Origin of the sequence: Aeromonas fluvialis, assembly GCF_000819885.1 — a bacterium.
Taxonomy (GTDB): Bacteria; Pseudomonadota; Gammaproteobacteria; order Enterobacterales; family Aeromonadaceae; genus Aeromonas; species Aeromonas fluvialis.
The window spans coordinates 147632-164314 of record NZ_CDBO01000011.1; the positions used below are offsets into that span (position 1 = coordinate 147632).

Annotated in this window: 14 protein-coding genes and 1 pseudogene; 11 read left to right on the top strand and 4 right to left on the bottom strand. The window is 52.6% G+C overall.

What is annotated here, in order from left to right; translation table 11 throughout:
* Window positions 1–41 precede the first annotated feature (41 nt).
* A complete protein-coding gene (locus tag BN1125_RS02815) occupies window positions 42–1994 on the top strand; it encodes a putative bifunctional diguanylate cyclase/phosphodiesterase (protein WP_042010734.1) in 1953 nt (650 codons plus the stop codon).
* Between the two features lie 56 nt (window positions 1995–2050).
* On the opposite strand, the gene rraB is transcribed toward BN1125_RS02815, so the two are convergent.
* Both rraB and BN1125_RS18305 read right to left on the bottom strand, forming a co-directional pair.
* Window positions 2051–2386: a ribonuclease E inhibitor RraB gene (rraB, locus tag BN1125_RS02820; RefSeq protein WP_042010735.1), complete on the bottom strand. Its 336-nt coding sequence runs from the start codon at window positions 2384–2386 to the stop codon at window positions 2051–2053.
* Window positions 2387–2731: 345 nt separating this feature from the next.
* Window positions 2732–3371 (bottom strand): annotated as a pseudogene (locus BN1125_RS18305) (IS5 family transposase); the annotation flags it as partial.
* A gap of 244 nt (window positions 3372–3615) precedes the next feature.
* Between BN1125_RS18305 and BN1125_RS02830 the strand changes: the two are divergent.
* Genes BN1125_RS02830 through BN1125_RS02840 form a run of 3 tightly spaced genes read left to right on the top strand, consistent with a single transcriptional unit; the run spans window position 3616 to window position 6414 of the window.
* Complete coding sequence (locus BN1125_RS02830) at window positions 3616–4356, top strand: glycosyltransferase family 2 protein (RefSeq protein WP_042010577.1); 741 nt, start codon at window positions 3616–3618, stop codon at window positions 4354–4356.
* Complete coding sequence (locus BN1125_RS02835) at window positions 4356–4718, top strand: lipid-A-disaccharide synthase N-terminal domain-containing protein (RefSeq protein ID WP_042010579.1); 363 nt, start codon at window positions 4356–4358, stop codon at window positions 4716–4718. The genes BN1125_RS02830 and BN1125_RS02835 overlap by 1 nt, the downstream gene beginning before the upstream one ends.
* Window positions 4708–6414, top strand: a complete 1707-nt coding sequence (locus tag BN1125_RS02840) for an ArnT family glycosyltransferase (RefSeq protein WP_042010581.1) — start codon at window positions 4708–4710, stop codon at window positions 6412–6414. The genes BN1125_RS02835 and BN1125_RS02840 overlap by 11 nt, the downstream gene beginning before the upstream one ends.
* Before the next feature lie 58 nt (window positions 6415–6472).
* Here the strand turns inward: BN1125_RS02840 and BN1125_RS02845 are convergent, their stop codons facing one another.
* Window positions 6473–7471, bottom strand: a complete 999-nt coding sequence (locus BN1125_RS02845; RefSeq protein ID WP_042010583.1) for an NAD-dependent epimerase — start codon at window positions 7469–7471, stop codon at window positions 6473–6475.
* A 6-nt stretch (window positions 7472–7477) separates the two neighbouring features.
* Window positions 7478–7882, bottom strand: a complete 405-nt coding sequence (locus BN1125_RS02850) for an NAD-binding protein (protein ID WP_042010584.1) — start codon at window positions 7880–7882, stop codon at window positions 7478–7480.
* Window positions 7883–8383: 501 nt separating this feature from the next.
* Between BN1125_RS02850 and BN1125_RS02855 the strand changes: the two genes are divergently transcribed.
* The 7 genes from BN1125_RS02855 to BN1125_RS02885 all read left to right on the top strand — a co-directional run bounded on the left by BN1125_RS02855 (window position 8384) and on the right by BN1125_RS02885 (window position 16485).
* Window positions 8384–9391, top strand: coding sequence for a LacI family DNA-binding transcriptional regulator (locus tag BN1125_RS02855; RefSeq protein ID WP_042010585.1), 1008 nt, complete (start codon window positions 8384–8386; stop codon window positions 9389–9391).
* A 369-nt stretch (window positions 9392–9760) separates the two neighbouring features.
* Complete coding sequence (locus tag BN1125_RS02860; RefSeq protein ID WP_042010586.1) at window positions 9761–10081, top strand: PTS sugar transporter subunit IIB; 321 nt, start codon at window positions 9761–9763, stop codon at window positions 10079–10081.
* Window positions 10082–10325: 244 nt separating this feature from the next.
* Window positions 10326–10697 carry a PTS N,N'-diacetylchitobiose transporter subunit IIA gene (gene chbA, locus BN1125_RS02865; RefSeq protein ID WP_084202234.1) on the top strand — a complete coding sequence of 124 codons (372 nt, stop codon included), beginning with the start codon at window positions 10326–10328 and terminating at the stop codon, window positions 10695–10697.
* Window positions 10698–10709: 12 nt separating this feature from the next.
* Window positions 10710–12119, top strand: coding sequence for a GH1 family beta-glucosidase (locus BN1125_RS02870; RefSeq protein WP_042010587.1), 1410 nt, complete (start codon window positions 10710–10712; stop codon window positions 12117–12119).
* Window positions 12119–13462 (top strand): PTS sugar transporter subunit IIC, encoded by a 1344-nt coding sequence (locus tag BN1125_RS02875; protein WP_042010588.1) that lies wholly within the window; start codon window positions 12119–12121, stop codon window positions 13460–13462. Before BN1125_RS02870 ends, BN1125_RS02875 begins: the two co-directional genes overlap by 1 nt.
* 296 nt (window positions 13463–13758) lie before the next feature.
* Entirely contained in the window at window positions 13759–15063 is a 1305-nt protein-coding gene (locus tag BN1125_RS02880) for a carbohydrate porin (protein WP_042010589.1), read from the top strand.
* Window positions 15064–15594: 531 nt separating this feature from the next.
* Window positions 15595–16485: a phospholipase A gene (locus BN1125_RS02885; RefSeq protein WP_042010590.1), complete on the top strand. Its 891-nt coding sequence runs from the start codon at window positions 15595–15597 to the stop codon at window positions 16483–16485.
* The last annotated feature ends 198 nt before the right edge of the window (window positions 16486–16683 follow it).

The window sequence follows — 16683 nt, forward strand, 5'->3', positions numbered from 1 at the left end:
GATTTGCTCGAAATTCCTCCATAAGCGCCCCTGTGACCAACATGCTCACCCCGGATCTGCTGCAGCAGATCATCGACCAATTGCCAATGAGTATCTTCTGTCGTGATAGGCATGGTCGCTACCTGTTCGCCAATCGTGAGTTTGCCATTGAGGCCAGGCTGAGCTCTCCCGCCGAGGTGCTCGGCAAGACTGATGCTGAGATGCTGTGGGGCGATATATTTCGCGCTGAGGACGATCAGTTGCTGGCGCGTGGTGTTCCCTTGCTTCACCAACAACTGTATTGCAACCGGGGCGGCGAGAGCAGTTGGATGGAGGCACACAAGATCCCGCTTTATACGGCGCAGGGTGAGCCATATGCCATATTCGGGATGGTCAATGAGATTGCCCAGCGCAAGAGCCTGGAGCAGACGGTCAAAAAACAGCAGGTGTTGCAGCGTTTTCTGCTCGATGCGATCCCTGACCTGATCCGTTTCGATGATCACAATGGTGTGTTGCTGGAGTGCAATCAGGCGTTTCTCGACTTTATCGGCCAGGGGGCGGATGAGGTGCTCGGTCAGCAGTTGCCGTTTCGGCTGGCCGCGCCGCAGGGGATGGGTCACGGCGAGTGTTGTCTGCTGGATGCCAGCGGGCAGGGGCGACACATGGAGCTCACCCGGGTCGATGTCCCCGATGGTGATGGCCACTCCCTCGGGATCCTGACGCTGGGGCGCGACATCACCGGCCTGCGCACCACCCAGGCGCAGTTGCAGCAGGAGCAGCACTACGACAGTCTGACCGGACTGCTCAAACTCTCCCGGTTCTTGCAGACCAGCCGCCATCTGGGGGGGCGAAGTGCCACACTGGTGCTGGTCGATCTGCATCACTTTCGTGAGGTCAATGATCGCTTCGGGATCCGGATTGCCGACCGCCTGCTCAGCCAGGTGGCCAAGCGGTTGCAGCAGCTGGTACCGCCGCGTTCCCTGCTCTGTCGGGTCGCTGCCGATGACTTCAGCCTGTTGTTGCCCGACTTCAACGAGCCATTGCAGGGGTGGAGCCAGCATCTGCAGCAGCAGTTGATGGAGCACTATCAGGTGGAAGATCACCGCATCCAGATCCCGGTGTTTCTGGGGCTGGCCCAGGGGCGGGCAAGCGATGCCGAGCGGTTGCTCAGTCATGCCGAGGCTGCACTGGCGCAGGGCAAGCGGCAGCAGCAGTACTGCACCCTGTTTGATCCCGAGTTGCATGCCCGGCTCAAGCGGCGTCAGCTGATCGCCGCCCAGTTGCCACTTGCCATCAAGTCCGCCCAGCTGGTTGCCGTCTATCAGCCCATCATCTGTACCCGCACTCATCGGCTGCACGGTGCCGAGCTGCTCTGTCGCTGGCCCCATCCCGAGCTTGGGATGATCTCCCCCGACGAATTCATTCCGTTGGCGGAAGAGATGGGGCTCATCGGCCAACTCGGCCAGCTGATGCTGGAGCAGGGCTGTGCCCAACTGGCGCAGTGGCAAACAGCGCAGCCGGATATGGTGCTCTCTATCAACCTGTCGCCGCTGCAGTTCCGTGATCCGGCGCTCTGTGAGCGGGTCTCAGCCTGCATCGCTCGCCATGGTCTCAAGGCCAGTCAGCTGGAGCTGGAGATCACCGAAGGGGTGTTGATGGAGAACGCTGACGAGATCGAGACCAACCTCGACAACCTGATCGCCGCCGGTTTTCAGTTGGCCATCGACGACTTTGGTACTGGTTACTGCTCGCTGGCCTATCTGCCGCGTTTGCAGGTGGCGACTCTCAAGCTGGATCGCAGCTTCACCCAGGGGCTGGCCAGCAATAGCGCGACCACCGCTATCGTGCGTTCGGTCATCGGGTTGGGCCATGAGCTCGGGATCCGGATCACGGCCGAAGGGGTGGAAACGCCCGAGCAGCAGCTGTGGCTGACCGAGGCGGGGTGTGATCGGCTACAGGGCTATCTGTTCAGTCGCCCCCTGCCGCCGGCGGAGTTTGCTGCCAGTTATTTGTGACAGTCTGCAATAACAGAGAGGCCACCCGCAGGTGGCCTCTCTGTTTCTGACAGGGATCAATCCTGAAAGTAGGTGCCCCAGCCATCGTAATCCACCCCGTATTTTTCGAGGATCGGCAGCATCTTTTCGATATCGGCCACGATGGCATCGACATCCAGCTTGCACTCGATGGTGGCATCGAAGCAGAAGATGGTGGCGCCATCATCCAGTTCCATCTCCTCGGCATCAGTCACTTCAAAGCCGGCCTTGAACAGGTCAACCGCTGCTTTTTCCAGACGGTCGAAATCCTGGCAGGCGAAGTGGTGTTCGATGTCGTAATCCATATCGGGGTTGCTGCCATCGGCCAGCAGCTCGTTGACGATCTCGGTGGTCTCTTCACGCCACTCTTGCATATTCAGACTCATGTTGCCTCCAGGCGGTATCATTGCGGCAAAGCATACTCGCAGAGTGGATTCGGCTCAATGTGGCAAATCTATAGACGCTCTGATTTCCCACGGTTTGGTGATGAGTGATAGATGAGATTGGTTATGACCAGGCCGTTTTTACCCTGAAATAACCAATAACCATCCCTGGTGTTCGGTTGTTGAGCGAATTTGCTCTGTATCGAGCCTTCATGGATGGGACCCTGCACAGGAAAGGAGTTAACGCGCATCGTTGGCCAGATAGCTCAGTCAGTCGTACAGGGGATTGAAAATGTTGTCATGTCTCTGCTCTGGTCGGCCTCTTCTACAAGGCGTCGCTTTCGCCCCTTTGCGCGAGATAAGCTGATGGCTGGTTTTGCTGTCATAGGCGCCATCCGCATAAACATGTCCCAGCTTACGCCGCAGAGGGTTGAGCAAAGTGGGCAATACCTCGGCATCATGGACATTTTCCAGCGAGACTTCCGCCGCCACGATATCGTGGGTCACTGGGTCTACCGCCAGATGCAACTTGCGCCAGACTCGCCGCTTCTCGGTACCGTGTTTTCTGGCCTTCCACTCGCCTTCACCAAACACCTTCAGCCCGGTGGAGTCGATAACCAAATCGGTAATGCGTCCCTCCCCTTTGAGGGCTGTCGATAAGCCACTATCACCGTGTGGGCTCGCTTGCTGACACAGCTGTAGTCCGGTGCACACAACGGCACATTCATCAACTCGAACAGGGACTCGAGTAGTCCCTGAGTGGCCCGCAGGGTGAGGTTGAAAATCCCCTGAGCATCAGGAAGGTACAGATAGTCTGGGCAGTGTAAAGCTGGCTGCGGCCCCGCCGCCCATGATGGTCGTGGTGGAATCAGTTGCTCATGGCCTCGGCATCAACCCAGAAGGTGAGTGAACCACGGTTAATCAAAGACTTGTTGTATTTAGGCCAGTTGGTGATGGGGTGAAGCGACGTGCCCATGATGATGCAGATTTGAAGAGGATGGTGGTGATCAGATCACCGAATGGTCAGTTAGTTCCATTCAAGCTGCATCGACTTGGGCAACAACGCCGTAAATCAGTTGATGCATGACTCAATTTCAAGATGATAACCTTGCCTCACATTGATGTAATTTATTGTATTTATTTGGGATGATAAGTATCCCTATTTTTTCATGACGCAAGTAGGCGGACTGATTGCGTCATTCTATTGTCGGGAAGTTTATATGGGTTATTCAATTGATGTATCAGTCGTTGTGCCAGCCAAAGATGAACGGGACAACCTGGCTCCCCTTATCGGTGAAATCGATGCTGCGCTTGGCGGGAAGTACGATTACGAATTGGTCTACGTGGATGACGGGAGCGAAGACGACAGCTACACCATCCTGTGCGAGCTGAAGACGCGTTTTCCCCGTTTGCGGGTGGTGCGCCACGAGCGGGCCGTTGGTCAGAGCATGGCGGTGCTCAGTGGCGTGCGTCATGGCCGTGGCGAGTGGCTGGTGGTGCTCGATGGGGATGGCCAGAATGACCCCGCCGATATTCCGGCCATGCTGGAAGAGGCCAAGCGCCGTTTTGCAACAGACCCGAAGGCGGTGGGGCTCATCGGCCATCGCGTCAATCGCCGCGATGACTGGGTAAAACGACTCTCTTCCAAACTGGCCAACGGTTTTCGCGACCTCTTGCTGCGCGACGGCATCCCGGATACCGGTTGTGGTCTCAAGGTGGTGCGGCGCGACTGGTATCTGCGCTTGCCCGGTTTCAACCATATGCACCGTTATATTCCAGCCCTGATCCAGGCGCAGGGCGGTCGCATGTCACCCTGGCCGGTCAATCACAGGCCCAGACAGGCGGGAATCTCCAAATACGGGGTCTGGAATCGCCTTTGGGTCGGTCTGGTGGACGTCGTCGGCGTCTGGTGGCTGCAGCGGCGCTCCAAGGTCGTCGAGGTAAGGGAGGTGCTGGACTGATGGATGACCTGCTTTCGCTCCCCCTGCACTGGCTCGACTGGACCGGCCTGCATGTGACCGGCTGGAAGCTTATCGGCTACACGGGGGCGCTCATGTTCGGGGGGCGCTGGCTGGTGCAATTCATTGCCTCCAGGCGGGCGGGCCGACCTGTGATCCCCCGCGTGTTCTGGTATATGAGTGTGCTTGGTAGCCTGATGACACTGAGTTACTTCCTCTTCTCGCCCAAACAGGACTCTGTCGGGGTATTGCAAAACCTCTTCCCCACCTTTACCGCCCTCTACAGCCTCTATCTGGATATTCAGCATCGCGGCTGGAAGCGGGACAAACTCATCCATGACAACGGGATTCGCCATGGTAAATGATCGTACCCTGCTCAATCAGAGCTCTCTTGGCTGGCTGCTACTGATTGCCCTAGCCGTGCTTGGCATCGGGCTTGGGTTGCGCGATCCCTGGCCAGCTGACGAGCCCCGCTTCGCCCTGGTGGCCAAGGAGATGGTGGAGAGCGGCCAGTGGTTGTTCCCGATGCGCGGTGGCGAGATTTATCCGGACAAGCCTCCCATGTTCATGTGGGGGATCGCCATCGGCTATCTGCTGACCGGCTCCATCAAGGTGGCCTTTCTGCTGCCCTCATTACTCGCGGGTCTGCTGACCCTGGTGCTGGTATGGGATCTGGGCCGCCGGCTGTGGACGCCCCAGGTCGGTTTTCTGGCCGGTTTGCTGCTGCTCTTTACCGTCCAGTTCACCCTGCAGGCCAAGACAGCCCAGATCGATGCGCTGGTCACCTTCTTCATCACCCTGGGTCTTTACAGCTTCATTCGCTTCCTTTTGTGTCACGGGGGCTGGCGCTGGTACTGGCTAGGCTGGTTTGCCGCCGGCCTTGGCATCATCACCAAGGGGGTGGGACTGTTGGCACTGCTGGTGCTGATCCCGGCGATCTGGACCCATTGGGATAAAATTCGCACGGCATCCCGCAGTGACTGGCTCAAGGGACTGGCGGGGCCGCTGTGCATGCTGCTGGCGATCGGCCTGTGGCTGGTGCCCATGCTGATCGCCGTGGCCCAGAGCGGCGACCCCATACTGCAGGCGTATCGGGACAACATCATGCTGCGCCAGACGGTGACCCGCTATGCCAACTCCTGGCATCACGTCAAACCCTTCTGGTATTACCTCACCTCGGTGATCCCGCCATTTTGGCTGCCCGTTTCCCTGCTGCTGCCCTGGCTAGTAGTGCAGTGGCGCAGAGCCATTCAGGGGGGGGATAAACGCATCATATTGCTGCTCGGCTATCTGGTGCTGGTGGTGATCTTCTTCTCGGTTTCGCCCGGCAAGCGCGGCGTCTATGTGACGCCTGGCACGCCGGCTTTGGCGCTGCTGAGCGCCCCCTTCATCGCCGCCCTGCTGGCCCGACGTTGGCTAGGCCGCCTGCTGTCAGGGCTTGGCTGGTTGCTGGGCATCGTCTGCCTCGGTGGGGCGGTCGCGCTGGAGTTCAGTGCCAAGCTGGCCAGCCGGGTGAGCGAACTGGGGCCGACCCCCTGGCTCCCTCTGCTGGTGATGGGGGGTGTGTTGCTGCTCGTCAACGCCTTGCTGCGCCGGGCACCGCTCACCGCCATTCTGGCCACCCTCGCCTGTGGCTGGCTCATCTACTCCACCTGGATCTGTACGCGCCTCAACGACATGCGCACGCCGCAAACCGTGATGGCGTTGGCTGCGGAGCGGGTACCGGCAGGGAGCGAATTGCTGCTGACCGGTTTCAAGGAGCAGCACTTGCTGTTTGCACGCCAGCCGCTGCGACACTACAGCTACCATATGCCGAATGATCTCCAGGCCCGAGAGGCGGCAGCCTGGGTGGCCGCCGCCCCCGGACGCTGGGTATTAGGGCCGACCCGTCTGATGGCACGCTGTTTTGACCCCGCGCGCATGGACAACCTTGGTAATCGCCACCGTACCGACTGGCTGCTGGCCAATGCCGAGGCTATCAAGCCGACCTGTCAGGGGCTCAGGCCAGAGATAGAACCATTCAGCTATGTGCCAGGCCCCAAGGAGGGGAACCTGAACTAAGAAAGAGGGGCTGCCATTGGCAGCCCCTCTTTCATTGTCAGGCCAGATCGCGGCTCGCTTAGACTCCGTAGTACTCCTTGTACCACTCGACGAAGCGGGAAACTCCTTGTGCCAGCTCCACTTGAGGTCGGTAGCCGGTTGCCTCAAAAAGTGCCTCGGTATCGGCCCAGGTGGCGAGCACATCGCCGGGCTGCATGGGACAGAGATTGCGGATGGCCTGTTTGCCTAGTGCTGTTTCGATGGCCTCCACGAAGTCGACCAGACGCACCGGGCTGCCGTTGCCGATATTGAATAACCGATAGGGGGCCGAGCTTGACTCGGTCTGTCCGTGCCAGGCGGAGTTCGCCACCGGAGGGCGATCCGCGATGCGTATTACTCCCTCGACGATGTCGTCGATATAGGTGAAGTCCCGGCTCAGTGCCCCCTGGTTGTAGATGTCGATCGGTTCATCGTTCAGGATGGCTCGCACGAACTTGAACAGGGCCATGTCGGGGCGCCCCCAAGGGCCGTAGACGGTGAAGAAACGCAGCCCAGTGGTCGGTAAACCGTAGAGGTGGGAGTAGGAGTGGGCCATCAGCTCATTGGCTTTCTTGCTCGCCGCATAGAGGGAGACAGGATGATCCACCCCGTCCGAGGTCTTGAACGGCATCTGCTCGTTGAGGCCGTAAACCGAGCTCGATGAGGCATAGACCAGGTGCCCGATCCCGTGATGGCGACACCCCTCGAGGATGGTGAGGGTCCCGTTGAGATTGCTGTCGGCATAGGCGAAGGGGTTGTCCAGCGAGTAACGCACTCCGGCCTGGGCCCCCAGATGGATCACCCGGTCGAACTGCTCCCGGACGAACAGGGCCGCGATGGCTTGCCTGTCCGCGAGATCGCCGCGCTCGAAGCGAAAATCGGACAGTGGCAGGAGCTGCGCCAGCCGCGCCTCTTTCAGACTCACTTCGTAGTAGTCATTGAGATTGTCGAGGCCGACGACCTGATGCCCTTCGTGACAGAGCCTCTGCGCCACATGAAAGCCGATAAAGCCGGCGGCGCCGGTGACTAAGTACTTCATTGTATTTTATCCAGCTCGTGTATTTTCCAGGCTATCGCCGCGGCCGATGGCGTACTTGTTGATCACCACCTTGCCCGCCTGCATTAGACGGCCTATGGTGCCGGCCACCGCCAGCATGTGCTGAAGATCGGCAGAACCGTCTTCGTCCGGCAGGGTGCCGACCGCGATGAAGATGAGCTCGGCAAAGGCCACCCCTTCGGCCACATCCGTGGTGAAGTGCAGGCGGCCAGCCTGATGGTTAGCTTGCACCATGGGGGCCAGGCCGGGTTCAAAGATGGGGATGATCCCCTCCTTGAGGCATGCGACCTTGTTGTCGTCCACATCCACACAGGTGACCTGGTGGCCCATTTCGGCGAGCACGGCCGCCTGAACCAGCCCTACATAACCAATCCCGAATACGACGACTCTCATCTGAGTGTTGCTCCTCGATGTCGGCAGTGACAAGCCGTCCATTCTAAGTAACGGATCCTGATAGTGCTAGCGCATCCAATGGTGTACGTCAGCCCCTAGCGATGATTCAGGGCCGATTTACTGATCCCCATCGCATCCCATGTGGCACGCCAAGCCTATCCCTGGTCGAGTGGAAAATTTTAATTGAGTCTGACTCGGGTCGAACGTTTATTATTTTGGTTGTCTCATGATGCTACCTGCCCGAGTATGAGATGAGAGGGTTGCCTCTAATCAGGCGACCCAATGCACTATGTCATGCACTTAGCCCCTCTCCTTGGTACTTGCTATAAGCCCTGTGAGCCTACCCAACCATGGTAAAAGAATCTGCAGCCATCGCTAACTGCATGCTCGGAATAGTGAAAAAGGTATAATGGCGACCAAATCCTATCGTTACCCAAAAAACTGACGTGTCAGACACCCCGAAGCGTCTGATCCCGCGCTGTGACAGGAAAGAATAAACTGATGGCAACCATTAATGACATTTGCAAAATGACGGGATTTTCTAAGGCAACCGTATCGCGCGCCATCAATGAAACCGGTCAGGTGAAAGAGTCAACCCGCAAGGCCATTCTCGATGCCATGGAACGACTTAACTTTCGCCCTAATTCCCTGGCACAAGCCCTGGCCAACAAGAGTGGTCACAGCATAGGGCTGGTACTCTCCGACTTTGATGGCAGTTACTTTGGCCATATGCTGAAAAGTGCCGCCCAGGTTGCAGAAAAGACCAGCAAACAACTGATCGTCACCGATGGCCACCATGAACCCGAGCGCGAGAAACAGGCGATCTATTCACTGGTCGACCGTCGTTGCAGTGTTCTGATTGTCTATACCAGACACATGTCCGAGGAGGACATACTGGCCATACAGCATGAGGTCGCACTCCCTATCATCTTCATGGGGCGTGCGTTGCCAGCTCACCGCTGCCACTCCATCAGCCTCGATAACCGGCAGGCCGCCCGCCAATCCCTGGGACACCTGCTGGCCCTAGGGCATCGCAAGATCGCCTACTTTGGTCCACAGCCCGTCACCCCAACAGCTTCCATCCGTATGGAGACCTATCAAACCCTGCTGGCGCAACAGGGATCTACCTCGGAGGAGCACTGGTACCAGTGCAGCAGCTACAGCATTGCCGGTGGCTACCAGGCGGCCAAACGCTACCTGGCGAGCGGCGCGGGGTGCAGCGCCCTGTTTGCGGCCTGTGACACCATCGCATTTGGGGCGATGCAAGCCTTTCGTGAGGCAGGACTCACTCTTCCCAGGGACATGTCGATAAGCAGCATCGACGACGAAGAGATCTCGGCTTATATCTCCCCGACATTAACCACCTACCATCAGCCGATGAACCAGATGATCTACTATGCCATGGATCTTGCCCTCAATCTGATGGATGGCAAAAGTACTCCTTTCGAATCCAGGGTGTTTCAGGGGGAGCTCAAAGTCCGCTCATCTGCCATTCCCTACAGCGAATGACTCAAGGGCATGGAGAGAAAATACCAGGGATGGTATGCATGGCTCACCAGCGACTCAGCTTGGCCCTTCAATTTCCCGGAACACAGACCGACCCTTGCCCGTGTCACGGGATCACGCCGCCTTCGATCTCCATCATCCCTCACCGCCTGCTGGTAGTACCATATGAGATCTTTACGTAAAAACAATAAAATCTAATAATTTCATAATGTTAAAAACAAGATACTCATGCGTCTGTCGATTTTCATCTTGTCTGTGTGAGTTGAACCACAAAAATGAAACCGGTTCCTGTAACCGGTTTCCTTTTTTGCTATAGTCAATATCAGTGTGATACGCCATCAATTCGAGTTTCATTATCTTGAGGTCTGTGCCATGAACAAAAAAATCTATCTGTTTTGCGCTGCGGGAATGTCCACCTCCTTGCTGGTTAACAAGATGCGAGATCAAGCCGCCAAACACTCCGTCCCCGTCGAGATCGAAGCCTTTCCCGAGTCTCGTGCCAATGAGAAGGGCCCAGAAGCCGATCTGATCTTGCTGGGTCCACAGGTAGGCTATCTGCACGCAGACATCGCCTCTCGTTTTCCCGGCAAACCCGTAGCGGTCATTGACACTGCCATGTATGGCAAAGTCGATGGACTGGGCGTATTGAAAATGGCCATTGTCGAAATTAAAAATGCGGCAAAGCCGGCGTAATAGCACGACACCATAGCCAATATAAATAGTCGGGAATTCTTCTGGCTAACCATAACGTTAGCCTTCCCACCTATTCAAATTTTATTTCATATAACGTCGCAGATACCATATTTATGGTGCGTTGATAATATTTGCTTTATCTAGCCTATTTTTATATAGGCCTGGCATGCTCATGCCATTTATTAGTCAACGCCATGCACACATTTTGTTTTAAAATTATTGAAATCACTATTATGAGGTAACCATGAACTTTGACGAACTGAATATTGATGATATTAGTCCTGACTCGACCGAGGCTAATAAAATGGATCTGGAAGAGCAGGTGATGGGAATCATCATCAACTCGGGTGAGGCCCGTAGTTGTGCCTATAAGGCGCTCGCCTTCGCCAAACAGGGCGACTTTGCCCAGGCCGAAGCCAAGATGGAAGAGGCACGCCAGGCAGCCAATGCGGCACATCTGGTGCAGACCCAGCTGATTGAAGCCGACATGGGAGAAGGAAAGACCACCATGACCCTCATCATGGTGCATGCGCAAGACCACCTCATGACATCCATGCTGGCTCGCGAGCTGGTGAATGAGCTGATCGATCTTCACAAGAAACTGGCCGCGCAATAAGGAGTCGCATCGATGAAGTTCTCACACGATTTTTTGTTTGGTGCTGCCAGTGCTTCCTATCAGGTCGAAGGGGCGTGGAACGAAGATGGTAAAGGCATGACGAACTGGGATGAATTTTCCAAGATCCCGGGGAAAACGTTTGAAGGTACTAATGGTGACGTGGCTGTCGATCACTATCACCGCTATAAAGAAGATATCGCGCTGATGGCTGAGATGGGATTGGAATCCTATCGCTTCTCTATCTCCTGGGCGCGTATATTTCCCGATGGGGATGGAGAGATCAATCCCAAGGGCATTGAGTTTTACAACAACCTGATCAATGAGTGTTTGAAATATGGAATCGTGCCTTTCATTACGCTCTACCATTGGGATCTTCCGCTGACGCTGGAAAAAGATGGTGGTTGGTTGAGTCAACGCACGATACGCGCTTTCGTCCGTTATGCAGAAACATGTTTCACTGCATTTGGCGACCGGGTTAAACACTTCATTACCTTTAATGAAACGATAGTTTTTTGTAGTCTTGGTTATATGGCCGGAGCACACCCGCCTGGAATCACCAATGATCCGAAAAAATATTTCCAGGCGATTCACAACGTCTTCTATGCACATGCACAAGCTGTCTTGATCTACAAGGAAATGAGCCAGTATGGCGAGATCGGTATCAGTCATGTTTTCAGCCCTGCATTTGGGGTTGATGACAGTGAAGAGAGCCATAAAGCGGCCTATCATGCTAACGCTTATGCGACCCATCTCTATTTTGATCCGATCCTCAAGGGTGAATACCCAGCCTATGTGATGGATGCCCTTAAGGACAATGAGATTCATCCTGAGCAGACAGAAGAAGAGCTGGCCATTATCAAGCAAGCATCAACAATGAATGATTTCATGGGGCTTAACTACTACCAACCGAGCCGGGTTGAACTCATAAAGGGAGACGTGGAGAAACGGGAAAATAAAAGAGAAAACTGCACAGGGGCACCTGGAAATCCCAGTTTTGACGGTGTGTTTCGCACCGTAAAGATGAATGATAAGCGCTATACGAAATGGGACTGGGAAATCTCGCCGGAAGGATTTGTCGATGGCTTGAATATGCTCAAAGAGCGTTACGGTCAAGTGAAAATATACATCACTGAAAATGGGTTGGGGGATGAAGACCCTATCATTGAAGATGAAATATGTGATGTGCCGAGAATTCACTACATTCAGGAACACCTGCAAGCACTCAAGCAGGCGATTCAAGATGGAGTAAACGTAAAAGGCTATTTTGCTTGGTCTGTGATCGACTTGCTGAGCTGGCTGAACGGTTACAAAAAGCAGTATGGTTTTATCTACGTGGATCACAAAAACAACTATCAACGGAAGAAAAAGCTGTCCTTCCACTGGTATCGCTCAGTTATTGAAAATAGAGGGGAAGATCTCTAATGAGCACTGTCAACGCAACTATCAGCAATATCATGCCTCAAGTGATGAGGTTTGTTAACTCCAGACCGATAAAGGCAATTAAAGATGGTTTCTTGTTTACCATGCCATTGACCATTATCGGCTCTGTATTCCTGTTGCTGGCTTTTATCCCTATCCCTGGATACGGTGATCTCATGGCCAGTATCTTTGGTGACAACTGGCAGAGCCCCCTATGGCAAGTGGTGGGTGCAACATTTGATATTTTGGCCCTGATTGGAGTCTTTGGTATTGCCTACAGTTGGGTACAAAATGAAGGCTATCAGGGGGTCAGTGCAGGTATTTTTGCCATCGTCTCTCTGTTGATCCTCAACGACAACTTCATTTTGGCCGCAGACGGCAGCTCTATCGGCGGGGTCATCCCCAAAGCCTATATGGGTGGCAAGGGGATGATAGTGGCCATCTTCGTCGGCATCTTTGTGGGCTGGCTCTACAGCTGGTGCATGAAGAAAAACTTGACCATCAAGATGCCGGAAGGTGTGCCGCAAGGTGTCGCCAACGCCTTCATCGCCTTGATCCCTGGCGCACTGATCATCTTCAGCTCGTTCCTGATTTGGATCTTTTTCGAAACATCGTTTGATAAAACCATAGTGACCGTCATTTATGACTTCCTACAGACGCCGCTGCAGGGGTTATCCGATTCGCTGGGAGGGGTGATCATCGTTGCGCTGCTCATCTCGTTGCTATGGTGGTGCGGCGTTCATGGCTCGGCCATTGTCGGCGGCATCATTGGCCCCATCGTCACCGCGAATGCGCTGCAGAACCAAGAGCTCTTGCTCAAGGGGGAGCAATTGATAGCCGGTGAAAATGCCAAGATTGTGACCAACCAGTTTATCGATCAATACATTACCTTTGGCGGTGCAGGTCTCACACTGGGTCTGGTGGTGTGCATGCTGATGTTTGCCAAGTCGGTTCAATTTAAAGATCTGGGCCGAGTTGCCATCATGCCGGGTATTTTCAATATCAATGAACCTGTCATTTTTGCTTTCCCGATAGTGTTTAACCCATTCATGCTGATTCCCTTCCTGGCGGCGCCGGTTATCTCGGTATTGATGGTCTACTTCACTCTCGCCAATGGTATTGTTGAGCCCTTTACGGCCATCAGTGTTCCTTGGACCACTCCCATGATCATCAGCGGTTTCATCGTAGGTGGGTGGAAGGCGGCCATGTTACAAGTTGCCGTATTCCTGATGACGGTCTGTGTTTACTATCCATTTATGAAGGCGCAAGACAAAATGGCGCAGAAAAATGAAGAGAAGCAGACTGATGCCAATGAGGATGACGATGCCTTGGCACTGCAACTCTAGCAGCCATAACACAGGGGGCTTAAATGCTCCCTTTCATTCCTGCGACTGAATTTAGCCTTAATTCCTAGCCAAGGAAGTATTTATAACCACTAGTTAATTTTCTATACATCTAACTTAAAGATGAAGTTAAGGCCATATATAAGGTTTGCGCTATAGGTAAGCTTGTTATTTTGTTTATTCTAAACTGATATGTGTGTTATCTGACATTTATTACATCATAGTCATGATGATATAATTTTTAATACATGTCTTTTTAATCGAAAATATCAACAACCATAAATGCTAATGGAGTTAGTATGAAATTATTTCGTGTCTTGCCCACTGCTTTTGCCGTAGCAACAGTGATCGCATCATCATCGGTGTATGCAAATACAGAAATAGAGGCATTTGAGCAACGACTTAAAGAACTTGAAAACAAAGTCGCTGAGCAAAGTGAGCAGCTACAATATAAAGATGACCAGCAACCAGCAACGTTACTGAGTGATATAAAGGTACCAGAGGGCATTGTTTTTTCAGGGTATGCACGCTACGGTGCAGCTTTCCAAGGTAGTAATGCCGAACGAGTAAATACTCATGGCCAGTTGAATGGCAATGCTACTGGTCGTTTGGGCAATGAACAAAATGGCGGTGAGTTTCAGCTTGCTAAACTTTTTAAAAGCGAAACCGGAGCAGTTTGGGATCTGGTCTTCATGGTCGATCACTGGTCCGATAACGCTTGGGCCGATGATGGTGGTGTCAATGTCAAAAAAATCTACGCCGGGGCGGTCAATATTTTTGAGTCCCAACCCGATTTGTATGTATGGGCAGGCAGAGACTTCCATCAACGACCACAAACCGATATCAACGACTACTTCTGGATGATGCACGATGGACAAGGTGGTGGTTTCAGGAATCTTGATCTGGGTGGGATAAAACTAGACCTGGCAGCCGTAGGTGCGGTGAATGGCGACTATGTAGAAGATAGCGGTCGTTATGCTTTGACTTCAAAATTGCATGGTTTGAAAATCGGTGAGGCTGATCTGAGCTTCTATGCAAACTATGGCGGCAGTTCAGAGAAACTAGATGATGATGAAAAAATCGCCGGCTCTGCCTACCAAGTAGCCAGTGAGTTAATGTGGGCTGGCCAAAAGTTCATCATGCGATATTCACACAACGCCAAAGACAGCGTGTATGACCTTGAAGATGAGCAACGTGCAATGCTGTTCAGCCTAGATGGCTCAATTCCCCTATCCGAAAAAGCTAATCTGCAATATCTGACAGCTTATCAAACCCTGGATGTCGCTGGAAATGAAAGTCGCGCCAACTATAACGTGATTCTGCGCCCGACCTATCAGTGGAACAAGGTTCACTCGACCTGGTTCGAGACTGGTTACAACGTTGTCGACTACGATGATATAGATGCGACCAATACATCCTGGAAGGCTACCCTGTCACAGAACATTGCTATTGGTGGCGAAACCTGGTCTCGCCCAATGATCCGTTTCTATACAACTGTAGGTAATGCCGATAACGAATATAGACAACGTGATAATAATGGCAAGATCATTGATTCCCACGATGATACTGTGACTTTCGGGGCGATGTTTGAAGCCTGGTGGTAAGGTACCCATAAATAAATCAGCGTAACTGCCCAAGCCATTACAGGTGATACTTCAGGCGGTCGCATAATTCGAAAATAAAGCGATTTAAAGCAAGCTTTCAACTCTGGATCGGTATGGTTCATTTCCTGGAGGCTTGCTTTACCGCTAGGAGCGCCACTTTTCGCGCAATCATCGGTTTTGAATGTTGATCAGCGTGCAAAAGTGACCAGGTTTACGGGATTTTCAGAGTCCAATTTTGATCACTGCGCCATCACCAAAGCCAAAGGTCTCTCTCGCAGTATCGTTCGCAATGACTTTCATCAACCTCCAACCGAGCCGCCCAAGTACCTAAGCAACCCGGATCCGATGACTAAGGCGTCAGCCAAGATGATGGGGTAATCCCCCACACTTGTGGTCGCAGAACCTTGGTCAGTTTTCGATGCAGATTTACGGCGATTCTCACCTCTTACACTTGTTTGCATCCTCTATTAAGTGGTATTTTGGAAATGAAATTAGAAAAGGAATTTCAAATACATAACAGTGGAGTGTTTTATGAAATGTCGGTTGTTTTTTTCAGGGATAACATTGTTGATGTGCTATCAACTCCAGGCGGAGGAGGTAGAGGTATCGTCTAAGGAAGAGTTATCTTATTCTGCATTCCAACAGCGTTGGGATAATATTTTCACCGTGAGTGAAAATCCATTCGCATTGCTGCCATACCAACAGAACTATTTTTTATACAGCTACTCCACCAATGAAAATAAAGATATTTATCGTAGTTCATTCAAAGATGATGATGTGGATGAAATAGATAAGCATGAAGCAAAATTCCAAATAAGCTTGCTAATTCCTGTTTGGCGACCATTTATTTTTGAGAGGACAGGCCTGTTTGCTTCATATACACAGGTCGCCATGTGGCAAGCAACAAATAACACCATATCATCACCTTTTAGAGAGACAAATTACGAACCGCAATTCTTTGTTGCTAAAGCATTTGACTGGAATGTGAAAAATCTGACGTTGCGGGCTGCTGAGTTTGGTTTCAATCATCAGTCTAATGGTAGGGCTGGCGATTTATCCAGAAGTTGGAATCGGCTTTACAGTACCATATATGCCGATCATGAAAATTTTTCAGCAGAGTTAAAAGTGTGGTACCGGCTTCAAGAGGATAAAGAAGATGATGATAACCCAGATATAAATCGTTATTTGGGCTATTATCATGTTGGCTTGAATTATCGTTGGGATGATACTGTTTTAACCAGTAAGTTTCGTTACAATTGGAATACGGGATATGGTTCAAGTGAACTGGGGGTGAGCTATCCGGTATTGAAAAATCTCCGTATATATGGGCAGGTATTTAGTGGTTATGGGGAGACCATGATCGACTACAATCATAACCAAACCCGAGTAGGGATCGGGGTCATGCTCGAAGATCTTCTGTGATGATGTTAACTCTCAAGTGCTAAGATACTAGGGATGGGGCGAGCAAACAAGTGGGTTGCTCCTTCCCTAAAGTACGCATCTGAGAAGTAAAATCTTTAATAATCTATACTCACCTGATTGGCCTATAACTTATAGGCTATGAAAATATTCGCCATGAATAGCGACTATCTTGAGAGGGTGTTTTTAGCAGGATTTATA